Origin of the sequence: Bradyrhizobium sp. I71 (assembly GCF_022354745.1) — a bacterium.
Taxonomy (GTDB): Bacteria; Pseudomonadota; Alphaproteobacteria; order Rhizobiales; family Xanthobacteraceae; genus Bradyrhizobium; species Bradyrhizobium liaoningense.
Genome location: NZ_CP059398.1, coordinates 1,676,265 through 1,691,927 on the forward strand (window position 1 = coordinate 1,676,265; position 15,663 = coordinate 1,691,927).

The window sequence follows — 15,663 nt, forward strand, 5'->3', positions numbered from 1 at the left end:
CGTTTATCCAGATCGATCCTGCAAAATCCGGCTCCGTCTCAGCCCACAGCCGGTAGCTTGTCGATCAGCTTGTCCAGCGTAATCGGATAGTCCCTTACGCGCGCACCCGTGGCGTTGTACACGGCGTTGGCCACCGCCGCCGCCACGCCGCAGATGCCGAGCTCGGCGACGCCCTTCGCCTTCATCGGGGAGGACATCGGGTCGGTCTCGTCCAGAAAGATCATCTCCTGATGCGGAATGTCGGCATGGACCGGCACTTCGTAGCCGGCGAGATCGTGATTGACGAAAAAGCCGATGTTCTTGTCCACGACGAGTTCTTCCATCAGCGCGGCACCGACTCCCATGGTCATGGCCCCGATCACCTGGCTGCGCGCCGATTTCGGATTGAGTATTCGACCCGCGGCGCACACGGCCAGCATTCGCCGGACACGGATTTCGGCGGTGGCGGCATCGACGCCGACCTCGACGAAATGCGCGCCGAACGTCGACTGCTGGTACTTCTTGTGAAGATCGCCGTACTCGATGGCATCCTCAGCGCTGATGCTGCCGTCGCGGGCCGCTTCGACCAGCGGCACGCTGCGATTGCCCGCCCACACCTCGCCGTCCGCAAACTTGGTCTCAGCGGAATTGAAACCGAGCTTCTGCGCGATCATCTCCCGCAGCTTCACGCATGCCGCGTAAACGCCGGCGGTGGAGTTGTTCGCACCCCATTGGCCACCCGAGCCCGCCGAAACCGGGAACGTCGAATCTCCGAGGCGAACCGACACCCGGCCGAGCGGCAGGCCCATCATTTCGGCCGCGGTCTGCGCGATGATCGTGTAGGTACCGGTGCCGATATCGGTCATGTCGGTCTCGACAGTGACCGTTCCATTCGTTTCGAGCCGGACGCGGGCACCCGACTTCGTCAACTGATTGTTGCGGAAGGCGGCGGCCGTGCCGATCCCCATCAGCCAGCGCCCGTCGCGGATTTGGCCGGGCTGGGCATTGCGCTTGCTCCAGCCGAAACGTTCGGCGCCGAGGCGGAAGCATTCGATCAGTTGCCGCTGCGAGAACGGAATGCTCGACGACTGCTTGTCATGGCTGTCGGCAGCGGATTGAGGATCCTGCGATGATGGAGGATTCGGCCGGTCCGGAACGACCTGGGTGTCGTTGAGAATTCGGAAATCTATCGGATCAATGCCAAGCTTCTCCGCCATCTCGTCCATGGCGATCTCGAACGCCATCATGCCCGTCGCCTCGCCAGGCGCGCGCATCGCATTGCCCTCGGCCAGATCCAGCACGGCAAGCTTGGTCTCGGTCATGCGGTTAGGACCGGCATAGAGCATGCGCGTCGGTGCGACGGCGCCATCGGCCTTGCCGCCGGGCAGATCGCCCGACCAGCTTTGGTGGCCGATCGCCGTAATCTTGCCGTCCTTGGTGGCGCCGATCCGGATCCGCTGGATCGTCGCTGGCCGATGGGTGGTGTTGTTGAACATCAGCGGGCGCTGCAGCGCCACCTTCACCGGGCGGCCGGCCGCGCGAGCCCCGAGGGCCGCGAGCAGAGCGTCGGCACGCGGAAACAGCTTGCCCCCGAATCCTCCGCCGATGAACGGCGAGATCAGACGCACGTTTTCCTTCGGCATCCCGAGCGTCTTGGCGATGTCGGCCTTATTCCAGGCGATCATCTGATTGGACGTCCAGAGCGTGAGCTTGTCCCCCTCCCAAACCGCTGTCGACGCATGCGGCTCCATCATCGCATGCGCCTCGTCGGGCGTCGTGTAGGTGGCGTCAAGCTGGACCGGAGCCGACGAGAATGCGCCGGCGAAGTCGCCGACCGCGCTGTCGCCGGGTCCGCCGGTGATCTTCTGGGGCTTCGCGGCGTCCAATTGAGTAGACAGATCGAAAGCTCCATCCGCGCGGACGTAATCGACGCGGACAAGCTGGGCGGCCGCGCGGGCCTGTTCGAAGGTTTCCGCCACAACTACCGCGATGGCCTGATGGTAGTGCTGGACCTCCGGGCCACCGAGCAGCTTGGCGGTGTTGAGATTGCCCTTGTCGAGCTTGCCGGCATTCTCCGCCGTGACGATAGCGAGCACACCGGGCGCGGTCTTGGCCCGATCGAGGTCGATCGAGGCGATACGTCCCTTGGCGATCGCCGATCCGACCACATAGCCGTAGGCGGGGTTTGCGACAACGTCGTGCCGTTCGTAGGCGTAGGGCGCCGTGCCCGTGGTCTTCAGACGACCGTCGATCCGGTCGACCGGCTTGCCTACGATCTTCAACTGGTCGATCGGATTGGTGGTTGCGGGAGTTTCGAACTTCATGAGATCAGCCTTTCGCTTCCGCCAATACCGAGGCGAGCGTGCGCTCGACCAGAGAGACCTTGAACGCGTTTTGGGCGGTCGGATTCGCCCCGGCGAGGAGCTCCGACGTCACGGTCCTCGCGCCGCGCTGCAGTTCGCGCTCCGCGGCTTCTACCCGCCACGGCTTGTGAGCGACGCCACCAAGGGCAACGGTCCCGCTCCCGTCCTGCTGCACGACGGCCGCGACCGACACCAACGCGAAGGCGTACGACGCGCGGTCCCTGACCTTTCTGTAGATGTGTTTGCCGCCGACCGGCTTCGGCAATGTGACTGCCGTGATAAGTTCGCCCGGACCAAGCGTCGTCTCGATGTGCGGAGTGTCGCCCGGCAATTTGTGAAATTCCGCGATCGGGATCGAGCGCGCCGATCCGTCAGGGCCTATGGTCTCGACTTTCGCGGCGAGGGCACGCATGGCGACCGCCATGTCGCTCGGATGGGTCGCGATGCACGCCTCGCTTGCGCCGACGATGGCGTGCTGACGGCTGAAGCCGCCGATCGCCGAACAGCCGCTGCCCGGCTGGCGTTTGTTGCACGGCATGTTGGTGTCGTAGAAGTACGGGCAGCGGGTCCGCTGCAGAAGATTGCCGGCGGTGGTCGCCTTGTTGCGCAACTGGCCGGAGGCGCCGGCGAGCAAGGCGCGCGAGAGCACGCCGTAATCGCGCTTGACGCGCTGGTCGGCCGCTAGATCGGTGTTGCGGACCAGGGCTCCGATGCGCAACCCACCATCGGGACTCGGTTCGATCTTGTCGAGTGCCAGACGATTGACGTCGATGAGGTGAGCCGGGGTTTCGATCTCCAGCTTCATCAGATCGAGCAGATTGGTGCCGCCTGCGATGAATTTGGCTTTCGGGGCACGCGCGGCGGCCGCGGCGGCTTCGGCGGGCGATTTGGCGCGTTCGTAGGTGAATGACTTCATACCTGCCTCCCGGCGACTTCGGTGATCGCCTCGGCGATGTTGGAATAGGCGCCGCAGCGGCAGATGTTGCCGCTCATTCGTTCACGGAGTTCGGCGTTGGAGAACGCCACCGGCGCGTTGAGGTCGGCGGTGGCGTGACTCGGGATGCCCGACTTGATCTCGTCGAGGACGGCCACAGCCGAACAGATCTGGCCAGGCGTGCAGTAACCGCACTGATAGCCGTCGTGCTTGACGAACGCAGCCTGCATCGGGTGCATGTTGTCCGGCGTGCCGAGACCCTCAATCGTCGTGACGCTGTCGCCGTCATGCATGACCGCCAGGGTCAGGCAGGAATTGATCCGGCGTCCATCGACGATCACCGTGCAGGCGCCGCACTGGCCGTGGTCGCAGCCCTTCTTCGTGCCCGTGAGGTGCAAATGCTCGCGCAATGCGTCGAGCAGGGTCGTTCGAGTGTCGAGCTCGAATTCGCGGGCGGCGCCGTTCACGGTGAACGAAACCTTCGATAGCGACGGCCTGCCGGCGGCAAGAGCCTGCGCGATCGGTGTTTGGGCTTTGGCGTTGCCAACAGTCGCGCCAAGCGCAACTGTGGCGGCGGTTCCCGCAAGAAGTTTCCGCCGGGACAGCTCGAAAGCGAAGCTCTTCGACATTGATGCATTCCATCACCTAGAGGGACGTGACGATCAACGCAGGAAAGGCCAATTGTTCCGTAATTTTCGCATTGCGATTCAATCCTGGTACAAAAAGCCAGTTCCGGACGTCGGAAAATGGGGGACCTTCAATTCCGCGGCTTGCGGAAGACATCCCGGGCGACGGTGACCGCGGCAACGGTGATCCGGAAGATGCAGGCCTACTCGAAGCGGATCTCTCACAAGGCATTTGGGTCGAGCCGAAGCTGCTCGCCGAGTTCGATCGGGCAAAGTCGGCGGAGGGCAAAGTGCGATACGATTTTCAAGGGACTGCGCGTGGACCATTGACAGCGCGTGGGAGAGCCGTTGGCGGACGAACTATCGGCGAGAACGGGCGTCTAATGCTGTCCGCGCTCGCTGCAAGGTCCGTTCGATTTGAGGCAACAGACGTGGCAGATCGACAGCGCTTCAGCGCTGCCGGTAGGACAACTCGAACCCGAAATGATCCAGAACCTCGACAAGGAACTTGGCTGGCACACTCTGCGGGCAGCAGATCTCGGGAGCCAATGCTTGGAAGAACGAAACAGCTCAGCAGTTGTCCCTCGGACAGATGGCTCTGAGAAAGAGCTCGGGCAAGCCTCGTCACATCAGGCCAAGTCACATCAGGCCAAGGCTGCGGACCAGTATGTAGACCGCGACCGCAAATATGAGCGCCGCAAAGACCGTATTCAGCGCGCCCTTGCGGCCGGCAAGGGAGGTTGCGGAGCGGGCGCCGAGAAGCCCGCCGAGAACGCCGCCGACGATGAACAACCCGGCGAGAGACCAATCCACAAGTCCGGACACGGCGTAGTTCGCCGCAGTTGTCAGCCCGAGCGCGGTGACCGCCAGGAGAGAGGAACCTACCGCATACAATATGGGCATGCCGGTGGCGGCGATCAGGGCGGGGACGATCAGGAAGCCGCCGCCGATCCCGAAGAAACCGGACAAGGCTCCCGTGGCGAGGCCAAAGGCAACAAGCTTCGGCAGATTCTCCCGGCTCAGCCTTACCGATGGCTCGCCCTCGCCGGAGTTTCCTCTCAGCATCAGCGCGCCCACTACCAGCATGACCAGCGCGAAAAGGGCGAGCAGCTTCTGGCCATCCATGATCTTGCCGAGAGTGGAGCCGAGAAAGGCCCCAGCCACACCGGCGGCCGCGAACACGGAGGCGCAGCGCCACTTCACGTTTCCGGCACGGACATGGTTGGCCAGGTTGGCAGCCGCGTTCGCCGCGACGGCGATGGCGCTCGTCCCAATCGCGACGTGCGGGTCGGTCACTCCGACCAGATAGATTAGGAGCGGGACGGCCAGAATAGAGCCACCGCCGCCGACCAGCCCCAGCGAGAAGCCGACCAACGAACCGGAGGCGATGCCGAGCGCGCCTTGGGTCAGCGACAGCATTGTGAACTCCTCAATTCGCCGTCATGCAACTCCTGACGGCACGTGGCAGCCCCCGCAATTCCAGGACACGCACATCGAGACGGCCACAGGCCGGCACCGCTGCGACGATCAGTCGACACCGATCTGCATTTGGCGTTGAGGCCGTAGGCTCAATGGCGCTCGTTCTCAACCGGCAGACCCGCTTTGCGCCAGGCGTCGAGCCCGCCCTCCACGATGAAGGCTTCGCAGCTTCCGTTCAGTTTAGACGCGAGCCGCGCTGCGTTGATCTGCGTGCGAGCGCCGCTCTTGCAGTGGAAAATGACCTGCTTGCCCTGATGCGCCGCAAGATCCGCCTCGTCGAGCTTCGACAAGGGCAGGTTTCGAGCGCCCACGATCCTTTCGTGGGCGTGCTCGCCCGGTTCGCGGATGTCGATGAGAATAGCGCCTTTCGCGAGGAGACTACGAGCTTGAGCGGGATTGATAGTGGGTAGCGACATTATCGGCTCCTATGTTGCTTATCTGCTCTTCGTTCTGACGGGCGCGCAAAACAGCTTGTAGAGCGTTGCGAAGAGTTGTTCGATGCGCGGATCGGCAATGCAATACCAGAGCGTCTGGCTCTCCCTCCGGAACGCGACGAGACCCTCGTCGCGCATTTTCGCAAGGTGCTGGGACAGGGCCGATTGTGACAGGCCCACGGCTTGAGCCAGGGAACTGACGTTGTCCTCGCCGCATTCAACCAACCTGCACAGGATCATCAATCGGCGCTCATTCGCGAGCGCCCGCAAGATGGCGGCGACCTCGACGGCCTGCTTCTCGAAGGTTTCCGGATCAAACGTTGGAGATGCCATCGGGCCTTCCTCTTTTATTTTAGATATTGCTTATTTAGTTTATGCTAATATATCCGTCAAGACCAACCGGACGATGACATCAGGAGGCTCCAGACATGTCACGACCCATCATCCGATCATTCTTCGACGAGCCGACCAACACGGTAAGCTACCTGGTCGGTGATCCCGCAACGGGAAAGGCCGCTATCATCGACCCGGTCTTCGACTACGACCACAGTTCGGGCGAAGTGGATACGCGATCTGTTGAGGCGATGCTGAAAGCTGCTGAAGATGCCGGCTATACCGTCGAACGGGTGCTGGAGACGCACGCACATGCCGACCATCTCTCGGGCGCGCCGTTCATCAAGGCGAGGACCGGCGCGAAGATCGGCATTGGAGAGCACATCACGGACGTCCAGCGCATCTTTCGACCGATCTTCAACGCCACCGACTTGAAAACCGACGGCAGCGATTTCGATCATTTGTTCCGCGACGGCGAGCGCTTCAAGATCGGAGAACTCGACGTCGAGGTTCTCTACACGCCGGGGCATACGCCGGCGGACATCTCCTACAAGATCGAGGATGCCGTATTCGTCGGCGACACTCTGTTCATGCCGGACTACGGCACCGCGCGCGCCGATTTCCCCGGCGGCGATGCTCACAAGCTCTACCGTTCGATCAAGCGGCTGCTGGCGCTGCCACCGGAGATGCGGCTGTTCATGTGTCACGACTACAAGGCCCCAGGCCGTGATACGTTCGCGTGGGAGACCACGGTACGCGAGCAACGCGAGAACAACGTTCACGTCAGGGACGGCGTTTCGGAAGACGAATTCGTGGCTTTGCGGCGCGCGCGAGACACCAAGCTTTCGGCGCCTAGGCTGCTGCTGCCTTCCATTCAGGTCAATATCCGCGCCGGCAAATTCCCGCCGGCCGAAGCCAACGGGGTGCGCTACCTCGCGATCCCCGTGAAGCTGAAAGGTGGCGCGCAGACCTGCGTATAGGCCCGAGACAATCGCGTGTCATGCCGCGGCACCGGCCCCTGATCGTACATCGAGCGTCAGCTCCGATCTGGTGCCGCTGCTATCTTTGCGATTCGATCTGGTGAGCTGCGCTCCGACCTGGGATTGTCGTCCTGAAATCACTCGTTGATCAGGGCGGCGCACAAGGGCACACCAGCTGTCGCTGGTCTCGCTGCGTCGCGACGCTCTCGCAAACATTGCTCGTGCGAGCGTGTTTGACTGCTGCAATACAGATGCTATTGAAACCGCTGTCATGCCCCACTTGAACACGACCGAACTGGAGCGACAGGCCAAGGAGGTGGCTGCGCTCATGCGCATGTTCGCGAACGAGCACCGCCTGCTCATCCTCTGCAGGCTGGTGGAGTATGGCGAGGTTGCCGCCAGTGCTCTCGCCGACGACGTCGGCCTTTCCGCCTCGGCACTGTCCCAACACCTCGCCAAGCTGAAGGCAGAGGGCGTCGTCGCTGCCCGACGCGACGGCCAAACGATGTGGTATCGCATCGCGGACCGCCGGGTCGAAGAGCTGTTTTCAACCCTGCACCGGCTCTTCTGTCGTCCTCGGAAACGATGAGCTTGTCTCCGCGCACCTCGGCGCGGACAGTAGGACTCGCTCAACCCTTCTTCTGCCTGGCTTCCGTGGATTCGATCCACCAGAAGAACAACCCCGCACCGACTGCCAGTGCGGCGAACCAGACGACGTCGGGGATGCCCGTCACGTCCGGGAGGCGAACCTTGCCCAGCGCCCCGACGTTGAGCACGTTCGCCTTGAGCCAATCGAAGCTCAGAGCGTAGAGGATGGCGCCGGCGACCATACCGAGCGCCCCGACCAGAGCATGGACACTGCCGGTCGCAATGGCGCCAAGCGCCGTTCCAGGACAGTAGCCGTAGACCACCATGCCGACGCCGAACAGTGCGGCGCCGAGCGCGACCGCCAGCATGTTGGCATCCTTCACGTAGTATTTCGTGTTGCCGGTGTCGACGAGCAGCAGCACGCCGATGCCGCCGACCACGATCGCCGTGCCCATCACCTTCAGCACGGTGAAGTCGCGCAAGCGAAATTGATTCTCGATCACGTTGCAGCTGGTCACCTTGCCTCGCTGCAGGAGGAAGCCGAAAGCTGCACCCATCAGTACCGGCCCAAGGATCGTCATCATTGCGGTCATCTCAATTCTCCTCACCGTGTACGGAACATGAGGGCGGAGACAGCGAGTCCGGTGGCGAACATGACCGCCAGGAACAGCCAGCTCGAGACCGCAAGCTGCAACCCGCCGGAGATGCCGTGCCCGCTGGTGCATCCGCCGGCAAGCCGGGCGCCGTACATGATCACGATGCCACCGAGGAACGCGGCGACGAAACGTTTCGCAACTGACGGGCCGAACCGCTCCTTCCAGACGTCAGGCACGAGCTCGAGGCGCCACGTGCCCGACATCACCGCCGAGAGGAACGCGCCAAGCGGTATGCCGATGAGGAACCAGACGCCGTAGTCCCACTTCAGCGGCATGCTCTTCCAATAGGAATTCTGCGCCACGGCCTCGGGCCCGACCACCGGGACGGCGAACAGCGAGGCGACGCGCGAATAGGCGGTGGTGACGCCGAGCGGATCGCCGAACACCGCAAAAGCGATCCAGCTCAACAGCCCGATTCCGGCGCCAACGAGATAGGGCGACCAGTCGATCCGCGCGGTGCGCGGCGTTTCGCGAACATAGCTTTCCGTGATGGTGGTCATGTGCCTTTCCCCGGGGCAGCGGCGCACTACCGCGTTCCTGCGGCTCGATCGGCGCGCATCGACGAAAATCATATTCAAGGAATTTTATTTAGCAATCTCTAAAATAAAGAATCAGACACCCGAGGTCGGCGAGTTTGCCGCCTGACGCGGTCGCGGTATGCCGGCGCGGTCGACGAAGCGATCGGTCAGCCCTGCCCCAAGCCACATGCCAGCAAGCACGAGCCAAGCCGTGAGCGCAAATACCGACGCACCGGTCACTCCGGCGCCGACCGCGCAGCCGCCCGCGAGCATCGCGCCGAACCCCATCAGCACCGCGCCGAATAGATAGCGTCTCATGCCAAGCCCGTCCGAGAATCCCTCCAACTTCAGCTCACCCGCGCGCGCCGCTGCGGCGAATGAGCCGAGGAATACGCCGGGAATAATGCCGAGGTCGAAGCTGAGCCGGAGCTGCGAACTCAGCACCAACATCAGCAACTCGGCCGAAGGCCCGCTGAAGGTGAGGCTCTTCAGCGTCACGGGCGCGAATGACGCCTGCGAGAGCTGATAGGTGAAGAGCCAGCCGGCAACGACTGCCGCTCCCGTGGCAAGCGCGGAGAGGATGAGACCGCGTGGCAGGTTGCTGCGAAAGGCGAAAGCCAATCCGGCAATCAACCACAATCCCCCAAATGCGAGCTTCTCGGGGGCACCGGCGCCGAACACGGCCATGATGTCGCGCGACGGTCCGCCATCGACCAGCCACAGATTGGTCACCCATTCGCGCGCGGGCGACAGCAGACCACGATAAGCGGCCTGGGCGGTCACTGCAAACACCAGACCCGAAAGCAGGGCTCTCAGATTGCCATTGGCGGAGAGCACGAGCAGTCGGCTGGCGCAGCCGCGCGCCAAGATCATCCCGCAGCCAAACATCACGCCGCCCGCGAGCGCGCCGGAGATGCTGCCCTGCTGAGCGAGCTGGCGCGCCTCGGATACGTCGAGCCAGCCGATTGCGACCAGGCCTTGCGTGCCCACCAGCGCCGCGGCAAACGTTAGCAGCCAGACGGCAAGGCGCGGCCCGCCCTCGCCACGGGAGAATTCGACGGCCGCGGCGCGCAGGCAGAAGCGGCTGCGCTGGGCGAAGAACCCGAACAGACCTCCGACCAAGAGGCCGCCGAGCCATGACAACCGGTCTTCACCCAAGAGATCGATGATCGGCGTCAGCACGTCCGCCTCGGCTGTTCCTGTGAGCCTGCCAGTCTAGCGATCTCGTCGTCGCGTCCCATGAGCCAGATCAAGGCTCCAGCACTGCCGCATGCTGGAACATGGCGGCCTCAGGGGCGCAAATAGGCAAATCCCTGCTGCTGCAGCTCGGCGAGCCGCACCACGCCGCCCTTCTCGGCCACCACGAAGCCGGGCGTGAGATCGTCGAGCTTGACGCCTTGCGCCTTCATCGTGTTGGCGCAGGCGTCGAAACCGACGCCGGCATCGACGAGCTTCGTCATCATCGCAACGGTATGGTCCTGGGCAGCGAGCGCATGGAAGGCCCGCAGTGCCGGCCCGTGCACGACCAGCCTGATGTCGGCCTTGCCGGGTCCGCCGACGCCGTCGACATGATTCTGCAGATTGCCCAGAACAAAGACGACACGATCGGCATCGGCGAGATGATAGACGACGCGCTGCTGCACGGGCGTTTCCGTCGCCGCGGAGGCCTGGCGCACCGCGAAGGCACCAAATAGTCCGGCAAGGCTCGCGCGAAGCATGGATCGACGCTGCATGGTCCCCCCTAGCGTGTCTGCTTGATGAACTCGGCGATGCGGTCGGCGACGTCTTCCGCGAACAGGTCGCGGAAGAAGTGATCGGCATCCTCGATCTTGTCGAGCTGCACCCTGCCCCCGCTCGACCCGGCCAGCGGAGCGAAGGCGGCAGCCACGTCGGGGACGACGCTATCCTTGGTCGCGGCGAGCACCAGCACCGGAAGCTTCACGCGCGCCACGAGGCCGGCCGTGTCCTGGCCGGCATCGGCAGCATAGAAGGACGCAAAGGCGCGCGCGGTCACAACGGCGTTGCGGCAATAGATGAAGCCCGGCACGTCCATCCACTGCGCGCCGCGGCCACCTGCAACGGCTTTCGTTGCCAGCTCCAGAAACGGTTCGAGCGGCTTGCCATAGGTCGCGGCGTAAGCGGCCCGCAGATCGGCTTCGGCTTTTGCGGTGACCGGCGCCAGCAGCACCGCACCCGCCACTGCCGGGGTTTCGCTTGCTGCAAGATAGCGCGCGACCTGGTTGCCGCCGCGCGAATGGCCGAACGCGAAGACGAGCCGGGATACGCCTTTTGCCCGCGCAACCCAGGCGCCGATCTCGGCGATCGCATCCTCGACGACATAGGCATGCCGAACAGCGCAGTCATACATGCCCTTGCGGCGATCGGCCCCCAGCGACAGCGTATGCGCAAGCGACGCGATGCCGCGCTGCTCCAGCGCCTTGGCGAGGCTCTGAATGACCTCCATGTCCTTGTGCGCCAGCGTGCCGTGGGTCATCACGACCAGCGGCGTATCCGGCGTCATCGCGTCGGGTGTGCGCAGCGTCGCGAGCGTCGTGCGACCGGCGACCGACAGTTCGAGCTCCTGCTCGGCCGCGCGCGCAGCCCCGGCGAGCGCCAGCAAGACCGTCAGTCCCAGCAACCATCGCATCGTTGGATAACTCCCCTACGGCCGGACAATCGTCCAGTTCTTCTCCGCCAAGTCCATCAGCGCGGCAACCCCGACCTGGGTGACGCCGACGCCCTCGATCAGCGGCGGTCGCCTGTCCTCCTTCGCTGCCAGCGTCTCCAGCGTGTTGCCGCAGGCGATGAAGCTGACATTGGGCATCGATTTCAGGAAATTCACCAGGCGCTCCTTCACCGGCGAGCGGTCTTCGAGCAGCATGTCGATGCCACCGTTGAAGGCGACCACCACAATCTCGACGTCCTCGCCCTGACCGGAATAATGCCGCGAGACGTTGGCGGCGACATCGAGGACGGCGCGCATCTTGACCGGGTCGTCGTCGCTGATCTGCAGCGCGAGCCTGTGAGGCTCGCCCGCCTGGGCCACGGCCGGATGGATCGTGACGAGCAGGCCGGCAACGAGAGCCGCATGCAGCAGCGTGCGGCGGCTCGCCCGGCCGAGGTTCACTCCACGCCCCGCGACTTCTTCTCCTTGCCGTCCTCAGGCGTCACGTCGATGGCGGCAGCGCGTCCAGTGATCTTCACCGGGGCGATGCAATCCTTCATGCAGGGGTCTTTCTGCCAGAACGACTTCTCGCTGGTGGCGCGGTCGTCCATCACAAAACCCTGCTCGTTCGGCATCTTGATCGTGGCGAGGGTCTTCTTGTTCAGCTCGAAATTCTGATCGGTGACGACGTCGTTGAGATAGAGGACGTAGGCGACCAGCGCGTAATACTCATCGACAGACAAGGAGCCCGTATTGCCGTAGGGCATGGCGTGACGGACATAGTCGAACACGGTCGACGCGTAGGGCCAGTACGAGCCCACCGTCTTGACCGGATTGTCTGACGTCAGCGAGCCCTTGCCGCCGGCGAGCACCGGCCAGCGGCCGTTGCCCTCGCCGAACTCGCCATGGCAGGTCGCGCAATTGTCCATGAACAGCTTCTCGCCCTGGGCAACCGTGCCCTTTCCCTCCGGCAGGCCCTGGCCGTCGGGCCGCACATCGATATCCCAGCCGCGGATCTCGTTCGCGGTTGGCGCGCGGCCGATGTGATAGCGGGGAGCACTCTTGGCGTCCGGCTTCTGCTCCGCAAGCGCCTGAGCGCCCAGCGCGCAAGTCATCAGTGCGGCTGCAATGAACTTAGGCGACTTCGACATTCTCGACCTCACCGTTGGCCTGCACATGCCAGGTCTGGATGCCATTGTTATGATAGATCGAATTCACGCCACGAATCTTGCGCAGCTCGGCCTTGCTCGGCTGCACGTATCCGGTCTCGTCCTGGACGCGCGATTGCAGCAGCAGCGGCTCGCCGTTCCAATCGAATTCGTAGTAGAAGCGCGTCAACGCCTTGTCGAGAACCGGACCATCGAGCCGCGCCGGCCACCAGTTGCGGCCGCCGTCGAGCGAGACGTCCACGCGCTTGACCTTGCCGGCGCCGCTCCAGGCGAGCCCCGAAACGATGGTGAAGCCCTTGCCGTGCCTGATCGGCGCCTGCGGGCTCGGGCTCGTGATCACGGACTTCGCGTCCATCGACCAGGTGAAGCGACGCGCCTTGCCGTTCGGCATGAGGTCCGTGTATTTCGACGTCTCCTCCCGGGTGTGCCAGGGCTGGTCGCCGACCTTGATGCGGCGCAGCCACTTGACCCAGAGATTGCCCTGCCAGCCCGGCACCACGAGGCGCATCGGATAGCCCTGCTCGGGATAGAGCGCCTCGCCGTTCATCTTGTAGGCGATGATGCAGTCGTCGAGGGCCTTCTCGATCGGCAGGCTGCGATCCATCGCGGCCGCATCTGCACCCTCGACCAGCAGCCACTTTCCGTTGGTCTTGACGCCGGCTTCTTCCAGCAGCGTGCGCAGCGATACGCCGGTGTACTGCACGCAGTGGATCATGCCATGGGTGAACTGGCAGCCATTGAGCTGGGCACCGCGCCATTCCATGCCCGAATTCGCCGCGCATTCCATGAAGTGGATGCGATTGACGCGCGGGTAGCGCTTCAGTTCCTCCAGCGTGAGGATCAATGGACGCTCCACGAGCCCATGGATCATCAGGCGATGATCGGCCGGATCGACTTCGGCGATGCCGCCGTGATGGCGCTCGAAGCAGAGACCGTTCGGGGTGATGATGCCTTCGAGCTCGTGCAGCGGCGTGAAGCTCACCGAGGATTCGCGCGAGGCGGTCAGCCATTCGACGTCGCGCCGGACCACGTCCTTCTCGAATTTCGACGGCTTGCCGTACGGGCGCACGGCGACGCCCTCGCCGAGCGACTTGGTCCATTCAGGAACGTTGGGCGGCTGGTTGGCGGGATTGCCGGCTCCCGCCGCGGCGGGCTTGGCGAGCACCGACGCCGCGACGCCGGCACCAGCGGCGAGGAAACTGCGTCGGGATTGCCGGGAACTGTCCATCTTCGACATCGCTTCTCACGCTCCGGTAACTTTGACGGCCCGGTTGGGTTCGAGCCGAACGGTTTTCTGTCGCATCAGGTAGTTCGCGACGACGTCCCAGATCGGCGGCCCTTCGGTTCCCTCGTTGACGCTGGCCCAGCCCGCGACCTGGTATTCCCTGGCGGGATCGACCGGCGCGCCGGTCTTGACCATCTGCATGTCCGAGATGCGCTGTCCCTGCGGCTTGGTGACATCGATCGCGTAAGCAAGTCCCCCGATCCGCACCATGTCGCCGCCCTGCTGGTAGTAGGGATCGACGTTGAAGAGATTGTCGGCGACGTCCTCGATGATCTCCTTCAGCCGCGCGCCGGTCATGCCCATGCGGTAGACCGCGGGATAGGTGATCGCGGTTGCGTTGGTGACGTCCTCGAAGGTGATGTCCTGCCCCGGCAGCACGCTGGTGCCCCAGCGGAAGCCCGGCGACAGTGCGATCTCGGCGTCGCGCTCCTGCATCAGCGCCTGACAGATCAAATCGTCGAACGTGCCGTTGAAATTGCCGCGTCGGTAGAGCAACGAATCCGTCTTGCCCAGCACCTTGGCGAGGTCCGACGCAAAGGGCTTGCGCACCTCGGCGATCTTCGCGGCCATCTCGGCGTCCGCCGTGATCACGTCGGAAAACAGCGGGATCAGCTTGTAGCTGTAGGCCTTGACCTCGCCGTCGCGGACGTCGAGATCGAGCCGCGAGACGAACTTGCCGGAGGAGCCCGATGCGATCAGCAGGGACTTGCCGACCTTCACGGCCTCGGGCAACGCGTCATGGGTGTGGCCGGTCAGGATAACGTCGATTCCCTTGACGCGGCTCGCGAGCTTGCGGTCGACGTCGAAGCCGTTGTGCGAGAGCAGCACGACGAGCTGCGCGCCACTCTTGCGGGCTTTGTCGACCTGCGCCTGCACGTCTTCCTCGCGCACGCCGAACGACCAGTTCGGAATCATCCAGCGCGGGTTTGCGACCGGCGTATAGGGGAAGGCTTGGCCGAGCACCGCGATCTTGACGCCGCCGCGCTCGATCATGGTCGAGGCCTCGAACGCCGCCTCGTTCCATTCGGTGTCGCGGATGTTGAGGCCGAGGAACGGGAAGCCAAGGCCATCGATGGCCTGCTTCACCCGTTCGGTGCCATAGGTGAACTCCCAATGGCCGGTCATGGCGTCGGGCCTCAGCAACGCCATGCAGTCGATCATGTCCTGGCCGCGCGTCTTCAAGGACGACCACGAACCTTGCCAGGTGTCGCCGCCGTCGAGCAGCGCGACCTTGTCGCCGCGCTCGGCGCGGATCGCCTTGATCACGGTCGCGGCGCGATCGAGGCCGCCGATCCGGCCGTAGCTCTTGGCCAGCGCCTCGAAATCCTCCGAGGTCAGGGCGTAGGCCGCGGACGAACCGGGCGCGATGCCGAAACGGGCGAGAAACTCCTTGCCGGTGACGTGCGGCGGAAGGCCCTTGGCCTCGCCGACACCGAGATTGGTCGAGGGCTCGCGGAAATAGAGCGGCATGAGCTGGCCGTGAATGTCAGTCACATGCACCAGCGTGACGTTGCCGAGCGGCTGGAAGGCCAGCAATTCCTTCTCGGTCAGTCGCTGTTGGGCGACCGCCCGGGCCAGGCCAGTGCCGACGCCGGTCGACAGGGCCGCGGTTGCCGCGGCAACCTGAATGAACTCGCGGCGAGAGATCATGCGC

Annotated in this window: 17 protein-coding genes and 1 pseudogene; 3 read left to right on the forward strand and 15 right to left on the reverse strand. The window is 64.0% G+C overall.

The features are described from left to right. Positions 1-38: 38 nt before the first annotated feature. Genes paoC through paoA form a run of 3 tightly spaced genes read right to left on the reverse strand, consistent with a single transcriptional unit; the run spans position 39 to position 3,905 of the window. Positions 39-2,303: an aldehyde oxidoreductase molybdenum-binding subunit PaoC gene (gene paoC / locus FJV43_RS08365; RefSeq protein ID WP_239626103.1), complete on the reverse strand. Its 2,265-nt coding sequence runs from the start codon at positions 2,301-2,303 to the stop codon at positions 39-41. A gap of 4 nt (positions 2,304-2,307) precedes the next feature. Beyond that, positions 2,308-3,258 (reverse strand): xanthine dehydrogenase family protein subunit M, encoded by a 951-nt coding sequence (locus FJV43_RS08370; RefSeq protein ID WP_239626105.1) that lies wholly within the window; start codon positions 3,256-3,258, stop codon positions 2,308-2,310. Next, positions 3,255-3,905, reverse strand: coding sequence for an aldehyde dehydrogenase iron-sulfur subunit PaoA (paoA, locus tag FJV43_RS08375; RefSeq protein ID WP_239626106.1), 651 nt, complete (start codon positions 3,903-3,905; stop codon positions 3,255-3,257). The genes FJV43_RS08370 and paoA overlap by 4 nt, the downstream gene beginning before the upstream one ends. Positions 3,906-4,085: 180 nt before the next feature. On the opposite strand from paoA, the pseudogene FJV43_RS08380 reads away from it, so the two are divergent. After that, a pseudogene (locus FJV43_RS08380) lies at positions 4,086-4,207 on the forward strand (DNA ligase); the annotation flags it as partial. Between the two features lie 334 nt (positions 4,208-4,541). On the opposite strand, the gene FJV43_RS08385 reads toward FJV43_RS08380, so the two are convergent. The 3 genes from FJV43_RS08385 to FJV43_RS08395 all read right to left on the reverse strand — a co-directional run bounded on the left by FJV43_RS08385 (position 4,542) and on the right by FJV43_RS08395 (position 6,148). Then, on the reverse strand, positions 4,542-5,321 hold the full coding sequence (locus FJV43_RS08385) for a sulfite exporter TauE/SafE family protein (protein WP_239626108.1): 780 nt from the start codon (positions 5,319-5,321) through the stop codon (positions 4,542-4,544). A gap of 149 nt (positions 5,322-5,470) precedes the next feature. Further along, the gene (locus tag FJV43_RS08390) at positions 5,471-5,797 is read right to left on the reverse strand and encodes a rhodanese-like domain-containing protein (RefSeq protein WP_239626110.1); all 327 of its coding nucleotides are present in this window, start codon (positions 5,795-5,797) and stop codon (positions 5,471-5,473) included. A gap of 18 nt (positions 5,798-5,815) precedes the next feature. Then, positions 5,816-6,148, reverse strand: a complete 333-nt coding sequence (locus tag FJV43_RS08395; protein ID WP_239626111.1) for a metalloregulator ArsR/SmtB family transcription factor — start codon at positions 6,146-6,148, stop codon at positions 5,816-5,818. A 95-nt stretch (positions 6,149-6,243) separates the two neighbouring features. Between FJV43_RS08395 and FJV43_RS08400 the strand changes: the two genes are divergently transcribed. Together FJV43_RS08400 and FJV43_RS08405 are read left to right on the forward strand one after the other, a co-directional pair. Then, complete coding sequence (locus tag FJV43_RS08400; protein ID WP_239626113.1) at positions 6,244-7,128, forward strand: MBL fold metallo-hydrolase; 885 nt, start codon at positions 6,244-6,246, stop codon at positions 7,126-7,128. 271 nt (positions 7,129-7,399) lie between these two features. Continuing rightward, positions 7,400-7,717: a metalloregulator ArsR/SmtB family transcription factor gene (locus tag FJV43_RS08405; protein WP_239626115.1), complete on the forward strand. Its 318-nt coding sequence runs from the start codon at positions 7,400-7,402 to the stop codon at positions 7,715-7,717. 40 nt (positions 7,718-7,757) lie between these two features. Here the strand turns inward: FJV43_RS08405 and FJV43_RS08410 are convergent, their stop codons facing one another. The 9 genes from FJV43_RS08410 to soxB all read right to left on the reverse strand — a co-directional run bounded on the left by FJV43_RS08410 (position 7,758) and on the right by soxB (position 15,659). Beyond that, positions 7,758-8,309, reverse strand: coding sequence for a YeeE/YedE thiosulfate transporter family protein (locus FJV43_RS08410; RefSeq protein WP_239626117.1), 552 nt, complete (start codon positions 8,307-8,309; stop codon positions 7,758-7,760). An 11-nt stretch (positions 8,310-8,320) separates the two neighbouring features. Next, entirely contained in the window at positions 8,321-8,872 is a 552-nt protein-coding gene (locus tag FJV43_RS08415; protein WP_239626118.1) for a YeeE/YedE thiosulfate transporter family protein, read from the reverse strand. Between the two features lie 111 nt (positions 8,873-8,983). Further along, complete coding sequence (locus tag FJV43_RS08420) at positions 8,984-10,072, reverse strand: YeeE/YedE family protein (RefSeq protein ID WP_239626120.1); 1,089 nt, start codon at positions 10,070-10,072, stop codon at positions 8,984-8,986. Positions 10,073-10,179: 107 nt separating this feature from the next. Beyond that, entirely contained in the window at positions 10,180-10,623 is a 444-nt protein-coding gene (locus FJV43_RS08425; protein ID WP_239626121.1) for a DsrE family protein, read from the reverse strand. 8 nt (positions 10,624-10,631) lie between these two features. Then, entirely contained in the window at positions 10,632-11,537 is a 906-nt protein-coding gene (locus FJV43_RS08430) for an alpha/beta fold hydrolase (protein ID WP_239626123.1), read from the reverse strand. 15 nt (positions 11,538-11,552) lie between these two features. After that, entirely contained in the window at positions 11,553-11,987 is a 435-nt protein-coding gene (locus FJV43_RS08435; protein WP_239629358.1) for a DsrE family protein, read from the reverse strand. A gap of 26 nt (positions 11,988-12,013) precedes the next feature. Beyond that, positions 12,014-12,706, reverse strand: coding sequence for a cytochrome c (locus FJV43_RS08440; protein ID WP_239626124.1), 693 nt, complete (start codon positions 12,704-12,706; stop codon positions 12,014-12,016). Then, positions 12,690-13,961 (reverse strand): sulfite dehydrogenase, encoded by a 1,272-nt coding sequence (soxC, locus tag FJV43_RS08445; RefSeq protein ID WP_135169139.1) that lies wholly within the window; start codon positions 13,959-13,961, stop codon positions 12,690-12,692. Before soxC ends, FJV43_RS08440 begins: the two co-directional genes overlap by 17 nt. A 6-nt stretch (positions 13,962-13,967) precedes the next feature. Beyond that, the gene (gene soxB / locus FJV43_RS08450) at positions 13,968-15,659 is read right to left on the reverse strand and encodes a thiosulfohydrolase SoxB (protein ID WP_239626126.1); all 1,692 of its coding nucleotides are present in this window, start codon (positions 15,657-15,659) and stop codon (positions 13,968-13,970) included. Between the last annotated feature and the right edge of the window lie 4 nt (positions 15,660-15,663).